This window comes from Hydrogenophaga crocea (assembly GCF_011388215.1).
GTDB lineage: Bacteria > Pseudomonadota > Gammaproteobacteria > Burkholderiales > Burkholderiaceae_C > Hydrogenophaga > Hydrogenophaga crocea.
This window is the reverse complement of the sequence record NZ_CP049989.1, coordinates 3818133-3841222: the sequence shown is the minus strand read 5'-3', so window position 1 is coordinate 3841222 and position 23090 is coordinate 3818133. Positions and strand designations below refer to the sequence as shown.

Sequence of the window (23090 nt, the reverse complement as noted above, 5' to 3'; positions counted from 1 at the left end):
GCGTTCAGCAAAAGGGGCTTTTGCGCCCGCTTTTCGCCACCGAATCAACCACTTAGCTCCCCGAAGCTTCCGATGCCCGGCCCGCTCCACGGCCCCACCCCCGGCTGCACGCGTTCGCGTGACCGCGCGCATCCCACAGGATCCACCCACCATGTTTGAAGCGTTCCGTCGGAGTTTCTCGACCGACCTGGCCATCGACCTCGGCACCGCCAACACCCTGATCTACGTGCGCCACAAGGGCATCGTGCTCGACGAGCCCTCGGTCGTGTCGATCCGCCACGAAGGCGGTCCCCAGGGCAAGAAGACCATCCAGGCCGTGGGCCGCGAAGCCAAGGCGATGCTGGGCAAGGTGCCCGGCAACATCGAGGCCATCCGCCCGATGAAGGACGGCGTGATCGCCGACTTCACCGTCACCGAGCAGATGCTCAAGCAGTTCATCAAGATGGTGCACCCGCGCTCGATGTTCAAGCCGAGCCCACGCATCATCATCTGCGTGCCCTGCGGCTCGACCCAGGTCGAGCGCCGCGCGATCCGCGAATCGGCGCTGGGCGCGGGCGCGAGCGAGGTCTACCTGATCGAGGAACCCATGGCCGCGGCCATCGGCGCCGGGCTGCCGGTCTCCGACGCCTCGGGCTCCATGGTGGTCGACATCGGCGGCGGCACCACCGAGGTGGGTGTGATCAGCCTGGGCGGCATGGTCTACAAGGGCAGCGTGCGCGTGGGCGGCGACAAGTTCGACGACGCCATCATCGCCTACATCCGCCGCAACTACGGCATGCTCATCGGCGAGCCCACGGCCGAAGCCATCAAGAAGGAAATCGGCTCGGCCTTCCCGGGCTCCGAGGTGCGCGAGATGGAGGTCAAGGGCCGCAACCTCTCCGAGGGTGTGCCGCGCAGCTTCACCATCAGCTCCAACGAGGTGCTCGAGGCCCTCACCGAGCCGCTGAACCAGATCGTGAGCGCGGTGAAGAACGCGCTCGAGCAGACCCCGCCCGAGCTGGGCGCCGACATCGCCGAGCGCGGCATGATGCTCACCGGCGGCGGCGCGCTGCTGCGCGACCTCGACCGCCTGCTCGCCGAAGAAACCGGCCTGCCGGTGCTGGTGGCCGAAGAGCCGCTGACCTGCGTGGTGCGCGGCTGCGGCATGGCCCTGGAGCGCATGGAGCGCCTGGGCACGATCTTCACCAGCGAATAAACCGAGCGCGCCGCGCCCGCCTGAACAGGGCCTCGCCGCCATGCCACTGGGCACGCTGGACCGCACCCCGCCGCCGTTCTTCAAGCAGGGCCCCTCGGCCCTGTCCAAGCTGGTGGTCTTCAGCGCCGTGGCGCTGTTCCTCATGGTCGCCGATCTGCGCTTTCGCGTGGCCGATCCGCTGCGCGCCGCGCTGGCCACGGCGCTCTACCCGGTGCAGTGGGCCGTGCTGCAGCCGGTGCATGTGGTGGATCTCGCCGGGGGCTACCTGCAATCGCTGCACAGCGCCCAGCGCAGCGAGGCCGAGGCCCGCGAACGCCTGGCCGTGCAGGCCCAGCGCAGCCTGCAGGTGGACGAACTGCTCAACGAAAACAAGCGCCTGCGCGAACTGCTGTCCATGCGCGAGCGCGTGGCCACGGGCGCGATCGGTGCGCAGGTGATCTACGACGCGGCCGACCCGTACTCGCGCCGCGTGGTGATCGACCGCGGCCAGACGCACGGCGTGAAGGCCGGCGCGCCCGTGATCGACGAAGCCGGCGTGCTGGGCCAGGTCACGCGCGTGTACCCGCTGATCGCCGAGGTGAGCCTGCTGATCGACCGCGAGCAGGCCATCCCGGTGCTGAACGCGCGCTCGGGCGTGCGCAGCCTGGCCTATGGCCAGCCCTCGAGCGCGGGCGACGGCCTGGAGCTGCGCTACACGCCCGTGGGCACCGACATCCGCGAGGGCGACGTGCTCACCACCAGCGGCGTCGACGGTGTCTACCCGCCGGGCCTGCCGGTGGCGCGCGTGGCGCTGGTCGAGCGCCAGAGCGGGTCCTCGTTCCTGCGCGTGCGCGCCGAGCCCACGGCGCGCATGGACGGCACGCTGCACGTGCTGGTGCTCAACCCCGCGGGCGACAGCCTGCCGCCCCCGCCGCCGGCGCCCGCCGCCAAAGGGAGCGCCTCGTGATCATGCGCCCCGGCCAGCAGCTGCTGCTGCCCGCCAACCCGGTCTTCATCTGGTTCAGCCTGATCACCGCGCTGGCGCTGAACATGCTGCTCAACATGGGCCTGTTCGGCCGCGCCGCCTGGGTGCCCGACCTGCTCGCCGTGGTGCTGGTGTTCTGGTGCGTGCACCAGCCGCTGCGCATCGGCGTGGGCACCGCCTTCTTCTTCGGCCTGGCCATGGACGTGCACCAGGGCGCGCTGCTCGGCCAGCACGCGCTGTCGTACACCGCCATGGCCTTCGGCGCGGTCGCCATGCACCGGCGGCTGCTGTGGTTTCCGGTGCCCGCGCAGTCGCTGCAGGTGCTGCCGCTGTTCGTGGTGGCCTCGGTGCTCACGCTGGTGATCCGCCTGCTCGCGGGCGGCACCTTCCCGGGCTGGAACCACTTGCTGGCGCCGCTGATCGAGGCCATGCTGTGGCCCGTGGTCACGGTGATGCTGCTGGCCCCGCAGCGCCGCGCGCCGAACCCGGACGACAACCGACCGTTGTGATGAACACCCGCAGCCGCGCCATGCCGTTTCGCCGCCGGGCCGCCCCAAGGCGAAACAGCCCCCTTGGGGGGCAGCGACCCGCGCAGCGGCGGAGCGTGGGGGCCACATGACCGAACTGCGCAACGTCGAAGCCGACTTGTCCCAGTTCCGCACGCGCGTGATCGTGATCGCGCTCGCGGTGCTGTTCGCCTTCGGCCTGATCGTGGCGCGCATGTGGTGGCTGCAGGTGGCGCAGCACGAGCGCTTCATGGCGCAGGCCGAGAGCAACCGCACCGCGGTGCTGCCGGTGGTGCCCAACCGCGGCCAGATCACCGACCGCCAGGGCCGCGTGCTCGCGAGCAACTACTCGGCCTACACGCTCGAGATCACGCCCTCGCAGGCCGGCGACCTCGACACCACCATCGCCGAGCTGCGCGGGCTCATGAACATCACGCCGCGCGACGAGCGCCGCTTTCGCAAGCTGCTCGAAGAATCGCACCGCTTCGACTCGCTGCCCATCCGCACCCGGCTGAGCGACGAGGAAGTGGCGCGCTTCGCGGCCCAGCGCTACCGCTTCCCGGGCGTCGAGGTGCGCGCGCGGCTGCTGCGCAGCTACCCGCAGGGCGAGACCGCGAGCCACGTGGTGGGCTACATCGGCCGCATCAACCAGCGCGAGAAAGAGCTCATCGCCGACTGGCCCGAGGAAGAGCAGGCCAACTACCGCGGCACGGAATACATCGGCAAGCTCGGCGTCGAGCAGCAGCACGAGCAGACCCTGCACGGCACCACCGGTTTCGAGCGCGTCGAGACCTCGGCCGGCGGGCGCGCGGTGCGCTCGCTCGCGGCCACCGCGCCCACGCCCGGCGACACCGTGATGCTCACCATCGACGTGAAGCTGCAGCACCTGATCGAGACGCTGTATGGCGAGCGCCGCGGCGCCCTGGTGGCGCTCGACCCGCGCAACGGCGAGGTGCTGGCGCTGGTGTCCAAGCCCACCTTCGACCCCAACCTCTTCGTCGATGGCATCGACGTGGACAACTGGCGCGCGCTCAACGAGTCGATCGACAAGCCGCTGCTCAACCGCGCGCTGCGCGGCAGTTACCCGCCGGGCTCCACCTACAAGCCCTTCATGGCCATGGCCGCGCTCGAGACCGGCGCGCGCAAGGCCGAGACCGTCATCAACGACCCCGGCTACTGGATGCTCGGCAACCACCGCTTCCGCAGCCACGGCGACGGCGGCCTGGGCGCGGTGGACATGCGGCGCAGCATCGTCAAGTCGAGCAACGTCTACTACTACTCGCTGGCCAACGAGATGGGCGTGGACGCGATCCACGACTTCATGAAGCCGCTGGGCTTCGGCCAGATCACCGGCATCGATCTCAAGGGCGAGCTGCGCGGCGTGCTGCCCAGCCAGGCCTGGAAGCGCGCCACCTACAAGCGCCCCGAGGCGCAGCGCTGGTACGCGGGCGAGACCATCTCGCTGGGCATCGGCCAGGGCTACAACAACTTCACCATGCTGCAGCTCGCGCACGCCATGGCCACGCTGGCCAACGGCGGCGTCAAGCACACGCCGCACCTCACGCTGGCGCGGCGCAACCCGCTGTCGGGCCAGGTCGAGCCGGTGGAGCGTCCGCCCGGCGAGAGCCTGGGCTACAAGCCCGAACACATCCGCACCGTGCTCAGCGCCATGCAGGCCGTGACCACCGAGGGCACCTCGGCGCGCGTGTTCGCGGGCGCGGGCTACACCAGCGGCGGCAAGACCGGCACGGCGCAGGCCGTCACCATCGGCCAGAAAGAGCGCTACAACGCCAAGAACCTCGAAGAGCACCAGCGCGACCACTCGCTCTACCTCGCCTTCGCGCCGGCCGATGCGCCGCGCGTGGTGGTGGCGCTGATCGTGGAGAACGCGGGCTTTGGCGCTGCCGCGGCCGCGCCCATCGCACGGCGCGTGTTCGACTACCTGCTGCTCGACAAGTACCCGAGCGAGCAGGACATTGCGGCGCTGCAGGCCGGCCAGGGCGGCCCGCCGATCGGCACGCCGCGCGCGGTGGCCGACGTGCCCTGGCCGCCGCTGCCCACGGGGGCCTCGGCCGCGCAATGAAGCCGGGCAGTGGGGCCGCGCTCAGCGCAGCCAGGCGTCGTAGGTGGTCTTGAGGATCAGCGCGCTCACCACCACGATGAACACACCGCGCACGAAGCCGCTGCCGTGCCTGAGCGCCAGCCGCGTGCCGAGCAGGCTGCCGCTCACATTGGCCACCGCCATCACCAGCGCGTAGTGCCACCACACGTGGCCCTTCCACGCAAACAGCAGCAGCGCCGCGCCGTTGGACGCGGTGTTGAGCAGCTTGGCGCTCGCGCTCGCGTGCAGGAAATCAAAGCCCAGCCAGCGCACGAACAGGAACACGAAGAAGCTGCCCGTGCCCGGGCCGAAGAAGCCGTCGTAGAAGCCGATGGTGGCGCCGAGCAGGCTGGCGGCCGCGGCCTGGCGCGCGCCGGAGAACGCGGGCGCGTGCTCGCGGCCCAGTTCCTTGCGCATCAGGGTGTAGAGCAGCACCGCGCCGAGGATGAAGGGCAGCGCGCGGCGCAGAAAGCCCGGCGAGACCACGGTCACCGTCCAGGCCCCGGCCATGGCGCCCGCGAAGGCCATGGCGGCCGCAGGCAGCAGCGCGGCCCAGGGCATGTCGACGCGCCGCGCGTATTGCGCTGTGGCCACGGCCGTGCCCCACACGGCCGCGCCCTTGTTGATGCCGAACAGCGTGGCCGGGTGCGTGTTGGGAAAGATCGCGAACAGCGCGGGGGCGAGCACCAGACCGCCACCGCCCACGATCGCATCGATGAAGCCGGCGAGCAGCGAGGCGGCGGAAGCGAGCAGCAGGTCCAGGGGCATGCGGCGATTGTCGCTGCCGGGCCCCCCACGCTCCGCCGCGGCTCAGGCCGCGCCGGCCTCGTACCAGCCGCGGCTGCGGTTGACCACCGCCACCACCGCGAGCATCACGGGCACCTCGATCAGCACCCCCACCACCGTGGCCAGCGCCGCGCCCGACTGGAAGCCGAAGAGCCCGATGGCCGTGGCCATCGCGAGCTCGAAGAAATTGCTGGCACCGATCAGCGCCGAGGGCCCGGCCACGCAGTGCGCCACGCCGAGCCGGCGGTTGAGCGCGTAGGCCAGGCCCGCGTTGAGCACCACCTGGATCAGGATGGGCACCGCGAGCAGCGCGATCACCAGCGGCTGCGCCAGGATGGCCTCGCCCTGGAAGCCGAACAGCAGCACCAGCGTGAGCAGCAGCGCCGCGATCGACCATGGTCCGAGCGCCGCGGCCACGGCCTGCAGGCGTGCCGGCCCGCGCCGCAGCAGCGCGCGGCGCCAGAACTGCGCCACGATCACGGGCAGCACGATGTAGAGCACCACCGAGGCGAGCAGCGTGTCCCAGGGCACGGTGATGGACGACAGCCCCAGCAGCAGCGCCACGATGGGCGCGAAGGCCACGACCATGATGGCGTCGTTGAGCGCCACCTGCGACAGCGTGAAGTACGGGTCGCCGCGGCAGAGCTGGCTCCACACGAACACCATGGCGGTGCAGGGCGCGGCGGCCAGCAGGATCAGGCCGGCCACGTAGCTGTCGAGCTGGTCGGCGGGCAGCCAGGGCGCGAACAGCTGGCGCACGAACAGCCAGCCCAGCAGGGCCATGGAAAACGGCTTGACGGCCCAGTTGACGAACAGCGTGACGCCGATGCCGCGCGCCTGCCGGCGCACCTGGCCCAGGGCGCCGAAGTCGATCTTCAGCAGCATGGGCACGACCATCACCCAGATGAGCAGCCCCACCACCAGGTTCACGCGCGCGACCTCGAGCGCGGCCACGGCCTGGAAAGCGCCCGGCGCGAGCTGGCCGAGCGCCACGCCCGCCACGATGCACAGCGCCACCCAGAGCGTGAGGTAGCGTTCGAAGAAGCCGATCATGCGCGGGCCTCTTCGCCCGCCAGCGCGCGCGCGCTGTGCTGTAGGGCCAGCCGGTCCAGGCGATCGGGGGGCAGGTTCACCAGCAGCTCCAGCCGGCGGCGGATCGCCAGCAGGGTGTGGCGGAAGGCCTCGAGCCGCTGCCCGTGCGTGCCCGGCACCTCGGACGGATCCGCGTAGCCCCAGTGCGCGGTGGCCGGCTGGCCGGGCCAATACGGGCAGGTCTCGCCGGCGGCGTTGTCGCACACGGTGATGACCAGGTCCATGCGCGGCGCGTCGGGGCCGGCGAACACGTCCCAGCTCTTGCTGTGCAAGCCCTCGGTGGCGATGCCCGCGCGCTGCAGCGCCTCGATCGCCAGCGGGTTCGGCTGCTGGTTCTCGCGCGGGCTGCTGCCCGCCGAAAACGCCCTGAAGCGCGGCGCCCCCAGGTGGTTGAGCGTGGCCTCGGCCAGGATGCTGCGGGCCGAGTTGTGGGTGCAAAGGAACAGGACGTTCAAGGGCGTGTTCATGGGGATCGGTCGGTTCAGCATTCGCAGGCGGGAGCGCCGGCAGCGGTCACGGCGCAGGGCTGGCCCTGGCAGCAGTGGGCGGTGAGGTAGGCCAGCAGGCCGTTCATGTGCGCGTAGGCCGCGCGGTAGACCAGGTTGCGGCTCGCGCGCTCCACGCTCACCAGGCCGGCGCCGGCCAGCTCCTTGAGGTGGAAGGACAGCGTGGTGCCGGGAATGCCCAGGCGTTCCTGCAGCACGCCGGGCGTGAGGCCGTCGGGGCCGGCCACCACCAGCGCCCGGAAGGCGTCGAGGCGCACCGGGTGGGCGAGGGCGGCGAGGGAGCGGACGGCTTGGTCGCGTTGGGGATCGTCGGGCATAGATACGATCATACGAGAAAAGTCGAAATATCAACACCAAGAAAAAGAGCCGACCTTTTGGGTCGGCTCTTTCTGTCGTGTGGGGTGCCTGTGGGCACGACCGGCGGTGCCGGCTGTTGGTGTCTCCTCGGTCTCCAAGCGCCAGATACCCCAGGGGGAACCAGCGAATACATGGAATGTAGCCGTTCGCACCGAGCAGGTGCATCCGGGGTTTCCCTTGCACCGCGGTGGCCGCTGGCACAGGAAATGCTGGCCGCGGCCCCACACACTTGGGGGATAGTGCATGCACCAAACGCAAGCTTCTGGCCGCAAAGCCTCGTCCTGTCTGGGATCCTTGCTCCGATTCGTGAAGCATGCCGCACCCGGCGCGGCGCTCGTGCTGGGCGCGCTCGCCCTGCCCGCCCTGGCGCAGGCCCCGGCGAGCACCGGCCCGGGCCTGGCCACGGCCGACACACTGAACCGCGCCGACACCGTCTGGGTGATGGTGAGCACCGCCCTGGTGGTGCTCATGACCCTGCCGGGCATCGCGCTGTTCTACGGCGGCATGGTGCGGCGTTTCAACGTCATCAACACCCTGGCCAGCGTGGTCGCGATCGCCGCGCTCGTGAGCCTGCTGTGGTTTGCGCTCGGCTACTCGCTGGCCTTCACGCCCGGCGGCGCGGCCGGCGCCTTCATCGGCGGCTTCGAGCGCATCGGCTTTTCGGGCCTGGAGTTCCTCGGCAGTGCGGGCCAGGTGGCGGTGAGCCACGTGGCACCGCACCTGCCCGAATCGGTGTTCGCCATGTTCCAGCTCAGCTTCGCGGTCATTACCTGCGCGCTGGTGGTGGGCGCGCTGGTGGAGCGCATGAAGTTCGGCGCGCTGCTGGGCTTCATGGGGCTGTGGCTGGTGCTGGTCTATGCGCCGATCGCGCACTGGGTGTGGGAGCCCGGCGGCTGGCTCGCGCAACTGGGGGCGCTCGACTTCGCGGGCGGCGCGGTGGTGCACATCAACGCGGGCGCGGCGGCCCTGGTCTGCGCCTATGCGCTGGGCCCGCGCCAGGGTTACGGGCGCGAGCCCTTTCTGCCCTTCAACCTGGGCCTGACCATGGCCGGCACCGGCCTGCTGTGGGTGGGCTGGTTCGGCTTCAACGGCGGCTCGGCGCTCGCGGCCGATGGCCGCGCGGGCCTGGCGATCGCGGTCACGCACATCGCCGCGGCCGCGGGTGCCCTGGCCTGGATGGCGGCCGAATGGTGGGCGCGCAAGCGCGCCACGCTGCTGGGCCTGTGCTCGGGCGTGGTCGCGGGCCTGGTGGCCATCACGCCGGCCGCGGGCTTCGTGGGCCCGCGCGCGGCGCTGGCCATCGGCGTGCTGGCCGGGCTGGCGTGTTACTGGGGCGCCACCGGCCTCAAGCGCCTGCTGCGCGCCGACGACTCGCTCGACGTGTTCGGCGTGCACGGCGTGGGCGGGCTGGTGGGCGCCATTCTCACCGGCGTCTTCGCCGACCCGGCGATCGGCGGGGCCTCGGGCAGCGTGCTCACGCAGCTCATCGCCTGCGTGGCGGTGCTGGCCTACAGCCTGGTCATGACCACGCTGGTGCTGTTCATCGTGTCGCGCTTCGCGGGCCTGCGGGTGCGCGAAGGCGAGGAGCGCCAGGGCCTGGACCTGTCGCTGCACAACGAGAAGCTGGGGGGATGAGCGCGGCATGAGCGGCAGCAACGAGCTGTTCGCGGTGGCGGCGCACCTGCATGTGCTGCTGCGCCGCAAGACGGGCCGGGTGACGGACACCGAGTGGCTCACGGTGAACCCGGAGTACGCGCGCGAGATCGTGCGCTTCACGCGCGAGAAGGCGCGCAGCGAGGGCCACGCCGATCTGCTGCCGCTGGCCGACAAACTGGAGGCGGCGATCTTCGCGATGGGCGCGTCGCCGCGGCGGACCCTGCTCGAGGTGGCGGCCGAGGCCTTGCGCTCGCCCGCCGCGTCGCCGGACGCCGGGGGCGAGGACCGGTACGTGGGCGGCTTGCGTTGAGGGGGTGGGTTCGCGCGCTGAGGTTTCGCGCGGGAACCTCGCGAGGTCGGGTGGTGGGGTTCGCGGGCTCCGGCGTGCTCGCGGGCGACTGCCCATGCGCGCAGACAGCCCTTCGTCAACGCATTGGTTGGTGCGCAGCCTCTGGGGCAACCGCGAATGGCGCCTGCGCCCACGAACCCCACCACCCGCCCCGAAGCAGCATGGGCGCACCAGCGCTGGTGTGCCTGCCCTTCGCCGGGGTCGATGGAGCGGGTGCCCGTGCGCAGGCGCCATTCGCGGTTGCCCCAGAAGGGGCGTCTCGATCACGGCGTTGACGGAGCGCTGTCTGCTCGCACAAGCAGCCGCCCGCGAGCACGCCGGAGCACGGGCACCCGCTCCATCGGCCCTGAGCCAACGCCCCGCAAGAAAATCTCAAACCCCCGCGCGGATCCAGCCCGCCGCCTTCTCCGCGATCATCAGCGTCGGGCTGTTGGTGTTGCCGCTCGTGATGGTCGGCATCACGCCCGCGTCGACCACCCGCAGACCCGCCACGCCGCGCACGCGCAGGTGGCTGTCCACCACCGCCATCGGGTCGTCGTCGCGGCCCATCCTGGTGGTGCCCACGGGGTGGAAGATGGTGCTCGCGATGTCGCCCGCGAGCCGCGCGAGCTCCTCGTCGGTCTGGTACTGCGGGCCGGGCTTGAACTCCTCGGGCCGGAACTTCGCCAGCGCCGGCTGCGCCACGATGCGGCGCGTCACGCGCAGGCTGTCGGCCGCGACCTGGCGGTCTTCGGCCGTGCTCAGGTAATTGGGCGCGATCAGCGGCGCATCGCGGTGGTCGGCGCTGCGGATGCGCACCGTGCCGCGGCTCGTGGGATTGAGGTTGCACACGCTCGCGGTGAACGCCGGGAAGGTGTGCAAGGGCTCGCCGAACGCGTCGAGCGAGAGCGGCTGCACGTGGTACTGGATGTTGGCGTGCGGCTTCGACGGGTCGCTGCGCGTGAACGCGCCGAGCTGCGAGGGCGCCATGCTCATGGGCCCGCTGCGCTTGAGCAGGTACTCGAGCCCGATGCGCGCCTTGCCCAGCGCGCTCGACGCCAGCACGTTGAGCGTGGGCGCACCCTGGATCTTGTAGACCGCGCGGATCTGCAGGTGGTCCTGCAGGTTCGCGCCCACGCCGGGCAGGTCGGCCTGCACCGCGATGCCGTGCTGCTGCAGCAGCGCCGCGGGGCCGATGCCCGACAGCTGCAGCAGCTGCGGCGAGCCGATGCTGCCCGCGCACAGGACCACCTCGCCCGTGGCGCGCACGTTCACCACCTGCTCGCCGTCCCACACCTGCGCGCCGGTGCAGCGCAGGCGGCCGGTCTCGTCGCGTTCGGTGTTCAGGCGCATCACCTGCGCACTGCTCCAGAGCTCGAAGTTGGGCCGGCCGTAGCAGGTGGGCCGCAGGAAGGCGCGCGCGGTGTTCCAGCGCAGGCCGTCCTTCTGGTTCACCTGGAAGTAGCCCACGCCCTCGTTGTCGCCGCGGTTGAAGTCGCTGCTGTGCGGCAGGCCGGCCTGCTGCGCGGCCTGCGCGAAGGCGTCGAGGATGTCCCAGCGCAGGCGCTGCTTCTCCACGCGCCACTCGCCGCCGTGGCCGTGGTAGGCCTTGAAGTGCGGGTCGCGCTGCGCGGCGTTGGCTTCGTCGCCGAGGTAGTGGTTCTCGTGCTTCTTGAAGTCGGGCAGCACGTTGTCCCAGCGCCAGGCCTCGTCGCCCGTGAGCGCGGCCCAGTGGTCGTAGTCGCGCGCCTGGCCGCGCATGTAGATCATGCCGTTGATGCTCGAGCAGCCGCCCAGCACCTTGCCGCGCGGGTAGCGCAGCGAGCGGCCGTTGAGACCGGGCTCGGCCTCGGTCTGGTAGAGCCAGTCGGTGCGCGGGTTGCCGATGCAGTACAGGTAGCCCACCGGGATGTGGATCCAGTGGTAGTCGTCCTTGCGCCCCGCTTCGATCAGCAGCACCCGCTTGGTCTTGTCGGCGCTCAGGCGGTTCGCCATCAGGCTGCCCGCGGTGCCCGCGCCGATGACGATGTGGTCGAAGGTGGTGTCGCTGCTCATGCCTTGTCTCGCTCTGTCGCTTGTTGTCGGTCGAGGCGGGCAAGGTCGCCCGCGGTCTGCGGGCTGGAGCTTACTTCGCCGTCGGCATCACGAACTCGGCGCCTTTGCCGATCGACTCCGGCCAGCGCTGCATGATGCTCTTTTGCTTGGTGTAGAAGCGCACACCCTCTTCGCCGTAGGCGTGCATGTCGCCGAACAGACTCTTCTTCCAGCCGCCGAAACCGTGCCAGGCCATGGGCACCGGGATGGGCACGTTGATGCCCACCATGCCCACCTGGATGCGGCGCGCGAACTCGCGCGCCACGTTGCCGTCGCGCGTGAAGCAGCTCACGCCGTTGCCGAACTCGTGGTCGTTGATGATCTGCACCGCGGTCGCGAAATCGGGCACGCGCACGCACGAGAGCACCGGGCCGAAGATCTCTTCCTTGTAGATCTTCATGCCGGTGGTGACGTGGTCGAACAGCGTGCCGCCGAGCCAGAAGCCCTGCTCGCAGCCCGCGCCGGCCTGCGCCCCGTCGAAACCGCGGCCGTCGACCAGCAGCTTCGCGCCTTCCTTCACGCCGGCCTCGATGTAGCCGGTGATGCGCGATCGCGCCGCCTCGGTCACGATGGGGCCCATCTCGGCCGCGAGGTTCATGCCATCGAGCACCTGGAGCGTCTTGGTGCGCTCGATCAGCTTGGGCATGATCTTGTCGGCCACATCGCCCACCAGCACCGCCACGCTGATGGCCATGCAGCGCTCACCGGCACTGCCGTAGGCGCTGCCGATCAGCGCGTCCACGGCCTGGTCGAGGTCGGCGTCGGGCATCACCACCATGTGGTTCTTGGCGCCGCCCAGGGCCTGCACGCGCTTGCCGTGGCGCGCGCCGGTTTCGTAGATGTGGTTGGCGATCGGCGTCGAGCCCACGAAACTGATGGCTTTCACGTCGGGGTGCACGAGCAGCGCGTCCACCGCTTCCTTGTCGCCCTGCACCACGTTGTAGACGCCGTCGGGCAGGCCGGCCTGTTTGAGCAGCTCGCCCATGAACAGCGAGGGCGAGGGGTCGAGCGGGCTGGGCTTGAGCACGAAGGTGTTGCCCGCGGCGATCGCCACCGGGAACATCCACATGGGCACCATCACCGGGAAGTTGAAGGGCGTGATGCCCGCGACCACGCCCAGCGGCTGGCGCAGGGTCCAGTTGTCCATGCCGGTGGAGACCTGGTCGGTGAAGTCGCCTTTGAGCAGCTGCGGGATGCCACAGGCGAATTCGATGATGTCGATGCCGCGCGAGACCTCGCCCTGCGCGTCGGTGAACACCTTGCCGTGCTCGGCCGTGATCAGGCGCGCGAGTTCGTCCTTGTGCTGGTTCACGAGCTCGAGGAACTTGAACATCACCCGCGCGCGGCGGATCGGCGGCGTGTCGGCCCAGGCGGGGAAGGCGGCCTGCGCGGCGGCGACGGCGCGGTCCACGTCGGCCGCGTGGGCCAGGGCGACACGGCCCGTCACCGCGCCGGTGGCGGGGTTGGTCACGTCCTGGTGGCGCGGCGACTGGCCCGCGGCGCGCTGGCCCTGGATGAAGTGATCGATCGGCTGGACGGGGGACGGCATGGGGGGCTCCGGTGCGGGGAATGGGGGAATCGGACCAGTCTAGGCAGCGCCTGGCGGCATGCCAAGACCGCTGGCTTGAACGCATTGTTCGCGTTGGTGAACAATAGGCTCATGAACACCGGAAAAGTGGAGCAGCTCTGGGCCCACCTGCACTGGCTCACCGTGCTCGCGCAGCAGGGCAGCTACACCGCGGCCGCGCAGCGCCTGGGCGTGAGCAAGGCCGCCATGAGCCAGCGCATCAGCGAGCTCGAGCGCGCCGCCGGCGTATCGCTGGTGCAGCGCACCACGCGCAGCGTGCGCCTCACCGAAGCGGGCCAGCGCCTGGTCGACGAGCTGCGCGAGCCCTTCGAGCGCATCGCCCAGGGCTTCACCAGCGTGCGCGACCTGGCCGAGCGGCCGGCAGGCCGCGTGCGCGTGACCGCGCCGGTCGCCTTCGCGCGCCAGCAGCTCGTGCCGCGCATCGCCGATTTCGCGCGCCAGCACCCGCAGGTGCGCCTCGAGCTCGACCTGTCCGACCGCCTGCGCCCGCTGGCCACCGAGGGCTTCGACCTCGCGATCCGCCACACCGCGGCCCCGCCCGACACCCACGTGGCTTGGACGCTGTGCCACACGCGCTCGGTGCTGGTGGCCAGCCGCGCCTACCTGCGCCGCCGCGGCACGCCGGCCACGCCGGCCGAACTCGCGCAGCACGACTGCCTGCCCTACCCGCGCGGCCAGGACACGCCCACCTGGCACTTCGAGGCCGTCGAGCCGCGCGGCCGGGCCCGCGGCAAAGCCCGCGAGCCGCGCACCACGGTGCCGGTCGCCGGCCCGTTCAGCGCCAACAACAGCGAGGCCTTGCGCGACGCCGCCATTGCGGGCCTGGGCATCGCGCTGCTGCCCGACTTCAGCGCGCAGTCGGCACTGCAATCGGGCAAGCTCGTGACGGTGCTCGACGCCTGGGAGCCCGTGGGGGTGTTCAGCGACCGCATCTACGCCATCCGGCCCTACGCGAGCCACGTGCCGCGCGCGGTCACGGCCTTCGTGGCCTGGCTGCGCACGGCGCTCGCCGAGGGCTTTCCGCTGCGCGCCTGAGCCACACGGTTCGATCACGGTTGCCCCCGGGCCGGAACGGCGGCCCGGCACCGTGCACACACGCCTGTTCGCGTCGGCGCTGCGCCGATGCCCGCCCCTTCAGGAGATTGGATGCCAGCGACCTTCGCCGAGCTGCAGGCGCTGTTGCGCGACCTCGCCCACACCCACCCGGTCCGCCCCAGCGCCACCACCGAAGACGCCACCGAGGTCGAGGTGCACCGGCACCCGGTCTGTGTCGAATGGAACGCTCCCGAGCAGCGGCTGGAGCTCACCGTGCCCCTGCCCGACCCGCTGCACGCGGGCTGCAGCGAGGCCGCGCGCTGCCACCTGTACCGCACCCTGCTGGCCTGGCAATGGGCCGAGCCCACGGGCGCGAACCACCTGAGCTTCGGCATCACCCCCCACGGCACCGACGACGCCGTCGTGGGACTGGCCTCGATCGAGGCGCAGCCCTTGCACGACGCCCAGGCGCTCTACGCGGCCATCGAGCAGGCGCACGACGCGCTGTTTGCCGTCTGGGTGCGCCTGGGCGCGCAGGTGATCGAAGACACGGCCTGCGCGGCGGCCGTGCCCACCGGGCCCGTGCTCGCGGTCTGAACGGCGCCCGGTGGACAAAAGCACCGGCGGCAGCGGCCGGCCGCGCAGCCGTTCGCAACCGCATTTCCCGCCCCTGGGCAGCAGCGCTGCGCCGCCCCCCTGGCCCACCGAGCCATCGGCCGTGTCCTCGCCGCTGCAGCCGGCGCGCGCCTTGCCGGCGCGTCCGGCCGCGCGCTCGGCGCGCCTGCCGCGCGTGAGCGACCGCAGCCGGCTGCAGATCTCGCACCTGCCCCAGCACGAAGACCCCTGGCCCGTGCTGGGGCTCAGGCCCGAGGACCACCAGGCCCGGCGCGCCGTGCTGCAGCACGCGCTGCTCACGCACACGCACAAGGCCGGCGTCTACACGCAGTGGGGCCTGGCGCTCGAAGCGCGCAGCCTCAGCGCCGCGCTGGGATTCGCCGAGGGCCAGGCGGCGTTCGGCATCGCGAGCGTGGCCGCGCTGCTGTTCGACGGCTACAGCGTGATCAAGGACGCGCGCAGCGCGCGGCACGACTACCTCATGGGATCGATCCTGCTGCACCAGGCGCTGGCCCTGCGGCATGCGCTGCGGCAACGCGCGCGCGACACCGCGCGGTCCGCACCAACGCTGGAACTCGAGCAGCTCGACTTCACCATCGCCGCGCTCGAAACCATGCTGGCGAACTTCGAGACCGCGTACTACCCGCGGCGGCAACTGCCCTACATGGTTCAGATCCGCGCCCAGATCGAGCAGTCGGCGCGCGCCATCGCCGACGACCTGCTGCGGTTCGACCGACTGGCCGGCGAACGCCTCGCGCTGGCGCGCGATCTCGACCGGCGGGTCGACCCCGCCGAGCGCGCCGCGCTGGAGGCGCGCATCGAAGCGCTCACGCGCGAGCTGGGCGCGCTCGAAGCGGGCTTGCAGCCGCGCCTGCTCGACGTCGACCGGCTGCTCTCGCGGCGCCGGCTGCGCCGCCGCGCCAAGGCGCAGTACAGGCAATTGCGCGCGCAGCGCGGCGCCGACGCGGCCGACGAACTGGCCGAGCTGCAGCGGCAGATCGACGCGTTCAAGCGGCCCTGGCGCGAAGCCGCGTTCTCGCCCTACCGGGGCATGGGCCATGCCGAGACCAAGCGTTTCCGCGACGCCGCGCTGCAACTGCCCAAGGCCGCGGTCGACGCCTCGAGCACCGCACTCACCATCGCCTCGCTCGCGGCCCACCTCATCGGCGCGGCCTTCGGCGGCTATGGCCTCACCGCGCTGAGCAGCCTGTTCTCGCTCTACATCGCGCGCGGCGAGAACAAGGACGGCAAGCGCGAGCAGCGCCGGGCATCGGCCGCCAAGGAAGCCACCTGGAGCCGGCTGTGCCTGGCCGCGCAGGCGCGCGAGCGCGGCGCGCTGCTCGAAGACCCGCGCGGGCGGGCGCTCTACCGGGCGGTCTGCGGCGCCTTCATCGTGCGCCAGGAGCGCGCGCTCGCCGCCCTGCACCGCGCGACGCGGCAGGCCCAGACGCGGCGCACCAAGGGCGAGCTCAGCTACCTGGTGAACGCGCTCGCCGTGGTGGGTGGCGCGATCGCGCTCGGCACCGGCGGCGCGGCCCTGCCCTTCATGGGCATTCCGGCCGCGCTGGTGGGCGGACCCTACCTGGTGAGCGTGGGCTGGCACGCGCTGGAGCGCAAGCACGACAAGGACCGCGACAAGGCCCTGGCCGCGGTGGCCCAGGCCTTCGTGCGCTGCTTCGGCATCGACGCCATCCTCGACTTCTACACCGACATGGACAGCCGCGACCCGGCCCGGCTGCACGCCTGGCAGCAACGGCTGCAGCAGCTCCTGCACGCCTGGTACGGGGCCGACGATTTCACGAACCCTCTGATCGACGAGGTGCAGCAGTTCCGCGACATCGATCCCGACGAGCTCGGCTGCGCGCGGCTGCTCGACAACGACTTCCTCGCGCTCAACCTGCTGGGTGAGCTGCTGCACCGCCACGCGCGCGGACGCCGACAGGGTCAGGGCCAGGGCAGCGCCGCGGCCCAGCTGCTCGGTGAACTGGGCATGTCGGCCGACACGCTCAAGCACCTGCTCCAGCACCACGGCGCCTTCGAGACGCCGGCCCGGCACCGGGCCTCGACCCGCCAGCTCGTGGCGGCGTTCATGGGGCTGCGGCTCTTTCCCGACCACCGCCTGCCGGCCCACGTGCGGGGCTCGCCGCGCCACATCGTGCGCCGGGTCGACGCGCTGCTGCACGGGGCCCTGCGCCCGCTGACCCATGCCCACGCGGTGCTGGGCCTGCTCGAAGCCCTGCATGCCCAGCCTTCGCGCGGCATCGCCCTGCTCACGCTGGCGCCGCCCGAGGTGCTGGCCGCGCTGCGGTCCTGGATGCAGACGGTGCGCGAGGCCCTGCACCAGCGCTTCGTGGGCCCGGTGGAGCTGTTCGCGCTGCAACAGGCCCTGCTGGACGCCGGCGACGCCACGGCGCGGCAGCGCCTGGGCCGGCGCGGCCTCACGCTGCTCAACCAGCCCATCGGACCGCTGTGCCTGGAGCTGCTCGCCGACCCCGGCACCCTGCACACCAGCGTGGCGCTGCGGCTGCCGCCGCCACCGGCGGTGCGCCAGGCCGGCCCGGCGCTGCTGGCCCGGCTGATGGCCGCCATGAAGACCGCGGGCCGCCGGCTGCGCGATCACGAGCGCGCCACCAACGCGCGGCTCGGCAGGCGGCCCGGCGCCAGCGCGCAGCGCGCCAGCGGGCGCCTGGACCCCGAGCGCTGGCGGCTGCGGCACACCAGCGCCGCCCTCGTGCGCGAGCTGCAGCGGAGCGCCTGGCGGCAGACCGACAGCGTGAGCAAGCGGCTGCGCCAGACCGGCCCCAACCCCCTGGCCACGCCGGCCCGCACGCTGGCGCTGCTGCGGCGCGAGCACCGCCCCGAGCAGCGCGTGGACCTGTGCGCGCGCATCCTGCTCGAATTCCTGCACCTGTCCGATGCACCGCCCGGCAGCCCGGGGTTGGACCCCGAAGACCTCCTCGAGCGCAGCCTGCGCGCGGTGGAGGTCGTGGCCGAGGACAGCGCGGCGGGCGTGCAGGCCGAGCACACGCGCCGCGCCAGCGAGCTCGGCGCCGGCCCCCTGCCCGAGCGGCACCGGCGGCTGATCGAACGCCTGCGCGCCACGGCGCGCCTGAGCCGGCTGCTGCGCCAGAGCCTGCAGACACAGGCCCTGCGCGAACGCCTGCGCGGGCCCGCGCCCGAGCGCTAGAACGTCGGTAGTAGTCCGACCGAGCGGCTTAGTTCGGACCAGCCATCCGGATGAGGCTGGGGGTATCCGCGCGCTGCGACCATGCGGCCTCTTCTGGGAGGTTCCGCGATGACACGGTCGCAGATGCACACGCTCATGATCGCGTTGGGCGACGAACACCTGGTGCGGCCGAGCACGGTGATCGAAGACGCCACCGAGGTCCGCATCCGCGACACGCTCGTGAATGTCGAATGGGACGCCGAGGCCCAACGTTTTGAACTCACCGTGCCCCTGCCCGAGCTGCTCGACGACGACGACGACAGCCGCCTGCGCCTGTACCGCGCGCTGCTGGCCTGGCAATGGCGCGAAGCCGGCGGCACGGACCGCCTGGGCTTCGGCGTGATCGAGGCCCTGGGCCAGACCGTGGGCATGGCCTCGCTGGCCGCGTCGCCCACGCTCGATGCCCAGGGCCTCAAGACCTTGCTGGTCGAGGTGCACGACGACCTGCAGGGGGTCTGGATCGAGTGCTGCACCCAGGTGCTGGCCGAGCAGACCCAGGCGCCCGCCACGCTGCTGCGCGCCTGAGGCAGGCCACCGCCATGAACCGCACCGCCAAAGCCGACCGCGCCGACACGGTCTTCACCGTGCCGCTGCTGCGCCTGATCGACCCGGCGCCGCCCGACACGCCCGTGCAGGTGGGCCGGCGCGGGCAGGTACCGCGGCCCGCCGCACCGGTGGCATCGCAGACCGCGCCGGTCTCGCCGCGCGACGAGCCCCTGGTGCGGCTGTCGGACTCGTCCTCGCCGCGCGGCAGCGTGCTGCTGAACCTGTCGGACCCGGCCTCGTCGCCGCCGCTCTCGCTCGACAGCCCCAGCGGCAGCCCGCGCAAGCTGGTGGTACGCAGCCTCGGCGCGCGCGGCGATTCGCTGCAACGCTCGCCGCGCCGCGTCACCCACCGCAAGGCGCTGCTGTTGTCGCACGAACACAGCCCCCAGTTCGGCCGCGAGGCCCCGGCGCTCACGCCCGAGGGCCTCGTGGCCGAGCGCGCGGTCAGCCACCGCGCGGGCCTCACCGACGGCGGCAAGGGCTTCTTCTATGGCGAATGGGCCGCGGGCGTGGCGGGCCGCGCGCTCAGCAACCTCGGCGGATCGCCCGAGGCCGCCGCGCTGTTCGCGATCATGGCCACCATCGGCATGCTGTTCGACGGCTACAGCGCCGAGAAAGACGCGCGCCACGCCCGGCACGACTACCTGAGCGCCAGCGTGCTGCTGGTGCGCCAGCAGGCCTGGCTGCGCTCGCTGGAGGCCGCGCAGGCGCTGGGGGAGGCGGTCGAGCCGACGCTGATTTCCCAGCTCGGCTTCCAGATCCGCGCCCTCACGCGGCTGCAGGAGAACTTCGAGCGCGCCTACTACCCCGCCTCGCACCAGCCCTACCTCGCGGGCATCCGCCGGCAGATCGAGCAGGCCGCGGCCACGGTGGCGCAGAAGCACGCCGAGGTCGACGGGCTCACCGCGCACCACGAAGCCCTGCTGGCCCGCATCGCCGCGCAGCGCGGGCCCGAAGGCCTGCTCGAGGTCGAGTGCCCGCTCGAGGCGCTCGAAGCCGAACGCGAGCGCGTCGCGCAGCGCATGCTCACGCTCGGCGACGAGGTCGACCAGTTGTTCGATCGCGTGGACCGCCTGCTCAGCCGCAAGGCCTTGCGCAAGGCCGCGCAGCGCGAACTCAAGGCGGTGCAGAAGCGGCTGGCCGAGGCGCAAGACAGCGGCGATCCGTCCGGCACCGAGGCGCTGCTCGCGCTCGAGCGCGACCTGAAACAGGCCATCGAGGCCTTCGGCCGCGCCTGGACCGACGCATTCCGTCCGTTCGACGGCCTCGCGCACCAGGACATCAAACGCCTGCGCGACGTGCACATCCAGCTGCCGCGCGCGGCGATCGAAAGCGCCCACACGGCGCTCGCACTCGCCGGCCTCGCGGTGGAAATCGTGGGCGCGCAGTTCGGCCTGTTCGGCCTGTCGGCCGTGAGCCAGTGCCTGCTCGGGTTCATGGCGCGCGCCGACAACAAGGACGGCAAGCGCGAGCAGATCAACGCGCGCGCGGCCAAGAGCGCGGCCACCGAGCGCCTGTGCCACGCGGCCGAACTGCTGCGCGACAGCGCGCACCTGGACGACCCGCACACCCGGGCCCTGCACCGGGCCGTGGGCGGCGCCATGATCACCACCCAGCAACGCGCGCTGCGCACCCTGCACCGCGCCACGGGGCAGGCCAAGATCCGGCGCACCAAGGGCATGGCGAGCTACGCCACCGTGGTCACCGCCATCCTCGGCGGCGCGGTCTCGCTCGGGCTGGCGCCCGTCACCGCCGGCGCCTCGCTCGCCGCGCTGCCTTTCGTGAGCCTGCCGGGCGGCTTCAACGGCACCGTCTACGTCGGCTCGGTCGCGGTGCGTGCGCTGCAGCGCCAGCACGACAAAGACCAGCTCAAGTCGCGCGCCGCGGCGGCCGAGGCCTTCGTGCGCCGCCACGGCGTGGACACCATCCTCGACTTCTACGCCGACATGGACAGCGACGACCCCGAGCGCATCGGGCGCTGGACGCCGCGGCTGCGGCAGCTCTGGCAGGACTGGTTCGAAGCCTGGCGCGCGCAGCGGCGCGAGGTCGTCGACGAGGCCGAGTTCGAGATCGAGCCGCACCTGCTGCTCGCGGCGCACCTGCGCGACAACGAATTCCTCGCCATCGAGTACCTGGCCGAGGCCCTGCACCGGCACGCCGCCGACGCCCGCACCGGCCCCTGCGCCGCGGCCGAGCTGCTGCAGTGCCTGGGCATGTCGGCCGACACGCTGGCCCACCTGCTCGGCGGGCTGGGCGTGTGGGCCACGCCCGAGCAGCACCGCCAGTCGGCGCGCCAGTGCATCGCGGCCTTCTTCCCGGCGCGGCTGTACCCGAGCCGGCGCCTGTTCGGCCGGCTGCAGCGCCAGCCCTCGGCGATCGCGCACCGGGTGGAGCAGCTGCTGTCGCAGGCCTGGCAGCAGCGCCTGTCGCCGGACATGAAGGCGCGCGCCTCGGACTGGCTCGGCGCGCTGATGCTGCGGCCTGCCGATCAGCGCGTCGACTGGCTCAACCGCAACGACCGGGCCACGCGCAACGCGCTGCTCAACATGCTCGCCGAGGTGCGCGACGGGCTGCAGGACCAGCTCATCGGTCCGCACGACCTGCTGCAACTGCAGGGCGCGCTGGCCACGGGGGCCGCGGGCGGGTCCCCGGCCGAGGGCGATCTGCTGGCCCGCCCCTGGGGGCCCCTGCTGCTCGAGATGCTGGCCGACCCCAGCCTCGTGTCCCCGCAGCCCGAGCCGGCGCTGGCCGGCGCCGGCTCGCCATCGCCCGGCGCAGCGCGGCTGGCCCGCCTGGGCGATGTGCTCAAGCAGATCGGCGACCGCCTGCGCGACGACACGCGCGACGACACGCCCGACGCGCCCGGGCCCGCGCAGCCGGCCCTGCCGCCCGGCGGCACGCCCCAGCCCTGGCGCCGCTGGGGCCGCAAGGTGGTCAAACGCGTGCGCCAGACCGGCCCCAACCCCCTGGCCACGCCCGGGCGCGCCCTGGCGCATCTGCGCGAAGCCCCGGCGCCGCAGCGCAGTGCCCTGTGTGCCCGGATCGTGTCGGCCTTCGCGGCGCGCTGCGATGCCGATGGCCTGGGCGACACGGCGGCCGGGGAGACCCGGCCGGACGGCCGGCCCCCGCTGCTCGTGAGCGTGAAGACCACCGCCGGGCAGGTGCTCGAAGCGCTGGAGCTGCGCCGCCTGCAGGCGCTGCGCATGGGCCGCGAGGCCGCGCCCACCAAGGACCGGCGGCTCTCCGAGCGCCTGCAGGACACGGTCGCGCTGTGCGAGCTGCTGATCGGCGAGCTCGCGGGCAACCCGGCCGGCGACGAGCTACAGATGTTTCGCGCATAAGCAACCAACAACGTATTCGTTCCTTTTCCCGGGCCTTGCCGGGAACATCGCGGCCTTGTCGATCACAGCCCCGCTGGACCCCACCGAAGGAACGCCCCATGAGCACCCGCCGCCACCTCCTGCACATCCTGGGCCTGAGCGCCCTCACGCTCACCGCCGGCCTGGGCACCGCCCAGGCCCAGGCGCCCGCCCCCGTGACCCTGCTCAACGTGAGCTACGACCCCACGCGCGAGCTCTACGTCGAGATCAACCAGGCCTTTGCCAAGCAGTGGAAGGCCAAGACCGGCCAGGACGTGACCATCAAACAGTCCCACGGCGGCTCGGGCAAGCAGGCCCGCTCCATCATCGACGGCCTCGACGCCGACGTCGCCACCCTGGCCCTGGCCGGCGACACCGACGCCCTGCACACCAACGGCCAGTGGATCCCCAAGGACTGGCAGAAGCGCCTGCCGCACAACAGCTCGCCCTACACCTCCACCATCGTGCTGGCCGTGCGCCAGGGCAACCCCAAGAACATCAAGGACTGGGACGACCTCATCCGCCCCGACGTCAAGGTGATCACCCCCAACCCCAAGACCTCGGGCGGCGCGCGCTGGAACTACCTGGCCGCGTGGGAATACGCCAAGCGCAAGCTCGGCGGCGACGCCCAGGCCAAGGACTTCGTGGCCAAGCTCTACAACAACGTGCCCGTGCTCGACACCGGCGCGCGCGGCTCCACCATCACCTTCGCCCAGCGCAACCAGGGCGACGTGCTGATCGCCTGGGAGAACGAGGCCTACCTGCTCGAGAAAGAGTTCGGCACCAAGTTCGACTTCGTCTACCCCTCGCTGTCCATCCTGGCCGAGCCGGCGGTGACCGTGGTCGACAAGAACGTGGACAAGAAGGGCACGCGCGCCGTGGCCCAGGCCTACCTCGAGTACCTCTACACCGAAGAGGCGCAGGACATCATCGGCAAGAACTTCTACCGCCCGGTCTCGACCAAGGCCCAGGCCAAGTACGCCAAGCAGCTGCCCAAGCTCAACCTGTTCACCATCGACCAGGCCTTCGGCGGCTGGGACAAGGCGGCCAAGGCGCACTTCGCCGACGGCGCCTCGTTCGACCAGATCTACACCAAGAAGTAAGAAGCCCCGCGCTGTCACACACCCCAGGGAAGC

Annotated in this window: 18 protein-coding genes; 12 read left to right on the top strand and 6 right to left on the bottom strand. The window is 71.9% G+C overall.

The window, feature by feature from the left end; genetic code table 11:
- Nucleotides 1-151 precede the first annotated feature (151 nt).
- The 4 genes from G9Q37_RS18200 (at nt 152) to mrdA (ending at nt 4748) form a co-directional block, all read left to right on the top strand.
- The gene (locus G9Q37_RS18200; RefSeq protein ID WP_166229460.1) at nt 152-1195 is read left to right on the top strand and encodes a rod shape-determining protein; all 1044 of its coding nucleotides are present in this window, start codon (nt 152-154) and stop codon (nt 1193-1195) included.
- 40 nt (nt 1196-1235) lie between these two features.
- Complete coding sequence (gene mreC / locus G9Q37_RS18195; RefSeq protein ID WP_166229458.1) at nt 1236-2141, top strand: rod shape-determining protein MreC; 906 nt, start codon at nt 1236-1238, stop codon at nt 2139-2141.
- A complete protein-coding gene (mreD, locus tag G9Q37_RS18190) occupies nt 2138-2668 on the top strand; it encodes a rod shape-determining protein MreD (protein WP_166229456.1) in 531 nt (176 codons plus the stop codon). Before mreC ends, mreD begins: the two co-directional genes overlap by 4 nt.
- Before the next feature lie 106 nt (nt 2669-2774).
- On the top strand, nt 2775-4748 hold the full coding sequence (gene mrdA, locus G9Q37_RS18185) for a penicillin-binding protein 2 (protein WP_166229454.1): 1974 nt from the start codon (nt 2775-2777) through the stop codon (nt 4746-4748).
- 21 nt (nt 4749-4769) lie between these two features.
- On the opposite strand, the gene G9Q37_RS18180 is transcribed toward mrdA, so the two are convergent.
- The 4 genes from G9Q37_RS18180 to G9Q37_RS18165 are packed head-to-tail and all read right to left on the bottom strand — an operon-like array spanning nt 4770 to nt 7467.
- Nucleotides 4770-5534: a TSUP family transporter gene (locus G9Q37_RS18180; protein ID WP_420810297.1), complete on the bottom strand. Its 765-nt coding sequence runs from the start codon at nt 5532-5534 to the stop codon at nt 4770-4772.
- Nucleotides 5535-5576: 42 nt separating this feature from the next.
- The gene (gene arsB / locus G9Q37_RS18175) at nt 5577-6605 is read right to left on the bottom strand and encodes an ACR3 family arsenite efflux transporter (RefSeq protein ID WP_166229452.1); all 1029 of its coding nucleotides are present in this window, start codon (nt 6603-6605) and stop codon (nt 5577-5579) included.
- Nucleotides 6602-7111 carry an arsenate reductase ArsC gene (locus tag G9Q37_RS18170; RefSeq protein ID WP_166229450.1) on the bottom strand — a complete coding sequence of 170 codons (510 nt, stop codon included), beginning with the start codon at nt 7109-7111 and terminating at the stop codon, nt 6602-6604. Before G9Q37_RS18170 ends, arsB begins: the two co-directional genes overlap by 4 nt.
- A gap of 14 nt (nt 7112-7125) precedes the next feature.
- Nucleotides 7126-7467 (bottom strand): ArsR/SmtB family transcription factor, encoded by a 342-nt coding sequence (locus tag G9Q37_RS18165; RefSeq protein WP_166229448.1) that lies wholly within the window; start codon nt 7465-7467, stop codon nt 7126-7128.
- A gap of 346 nt (nt 7468-7813) precedes the next feature.
- Here G9Q37_RS18165 and G9Q37_RS18160 point away from each other — a divergent pair, with 346 nt between their 5' ends.
- Nucleotides 7814-9142 carry an ammonium transporter gene (locus G9Q37_RS18160; RefSeq protein WP_420810296.1) on the top strand — a complete coding sequence of 443 codons (1329 nt, stop codon included), beginning with the start codon at nt 7814-7816 and terminating at the stop codon, nt 9140-9142.
- Between the two features lie 7 nt (nt 9143-9149).
- Entirely contained in the window at nt 9150-9473 is a 324-nt protein-coding gene (locus tag G9Q37_RS18155; RefSeq protein WP_166229444.1) for a hypothetical protein, read from the top strand.
- Between the two features lie 411 nt (nt 9474-9884).
- On the opposite strand, the gene G9Q37_RS18150 is transcribed toward G9Q37_RS18155, so the two are convergent.
- Together G9Q37_RS18150 and G9Q37_RS18145 are read right to left on the bottom strand one after the other, a co-directional pair.
- Nucleotides 9885-11546 carry a GMC family oxidoreductase gene (locus tag G9Q37_RS18150; RefSeq protein ID WP_166229442.1) on the bottom strand — a complete coding sequence of 554 codons (1662 nt, stop codon included), beginning with the start codon at nt 11544-11546 and terminating at the stop codon, nt 9885-9887.
- A gap of 70 nt (nt 11547-11616) precedes the next feature.
- Nucleotides 11617-13134 carry a CoA-acylating methylmalonate-semialdehyde dehydrogenase gene (locus G9Q37_RS18145; RefSeq protein ID WP_166229440.1) on the bottom strand — a complete coding sequence of 506 codons (1518 nt, stop codon included), beginning with the start codon at nt 13132-13134 and terminating at the stop codon, nt 11617-11619.
- Between the two features lie 111 nt (nt 13135-13245).
- On the opposite strand from G9Q37_RS18145, the gene G9Q37_RS18140 reads away from it, so the two are divergent.
- The 6 genes from G9Q37_RS18140 to G9Q37_RS18115 all read left to right on the top strand — a co-directional run bounded on the left by G9Q37_RS18140 (nt 13246) and on the right by G9Q37_RS18115 (nt 23057).
- A complete protein-coding gene (locus G9Q37_RS18140) occupies nt 13246-14208 on the top strand; it encodes a LysR family transcriptional regulator (protein ID WP_166229438.1) in 963 nt (320 codons plus the stop codon).
- A gap of 111 nt (nt 14209-14319) precedes the next feature.
- Nucleotides 14320-14805: a hypothetical protein gene (locus tag G9Q37_RS18135; protein WP_166229436.1), complete on the top strand. Its 486-nt coding sequence runs from the start codon at nt 14320-14322 to the stop codon at nt 14803-14805.
- Nucleotides 14806-14815: 10 nt separating this feature from the next.
- Entirely contained in the window at nt 14816-18010 is a 3195-nt protein-coding gene (locus G9Q37_RS18130; protein ID WP_166229434.1) for a hypothetical protein, read from the top strand.
- 108 nt (nt 18011-18118) lie between these two features.
- Complete coding sequence (locus G9Q37_RS18125) at nt 18119-18574, top strand: hypothetical protein (RefSeq protein ID WP_166229432.1); 456 nt, start codon at nt 18119-18121, stop codon at nt 18572-18574.
- 14 nt (nt 18575-18588) lie between these two features.
- On the top strand, nt 18589-21936 hold the full coding sequence (locus G9Q37_RS18120) for an AAA family ATPase (RefSeq protein WP_166229430.1): 3348 nt from the start codon (nt 18589-18591) through the stop codon (nt 21934-21936).
- A 98-nt stretch (nt 21937-22034) separates the two neighbouring features.
- The gene (locus G9Q37_RS18115; RefSeq protein WP_166229428.1) at nt 22035-23057 is read left to right on the top strand and encodes a sulfate ABC transporter substrate-binding protein; all 1023 of its coding nucleotides are present in this window, start codon (nt 22035-22037) and stop codon (nt 23055-23057) included.
- The last annotated feature ends 33 nt before the right edge of the window (nt 23058-23090 follow it).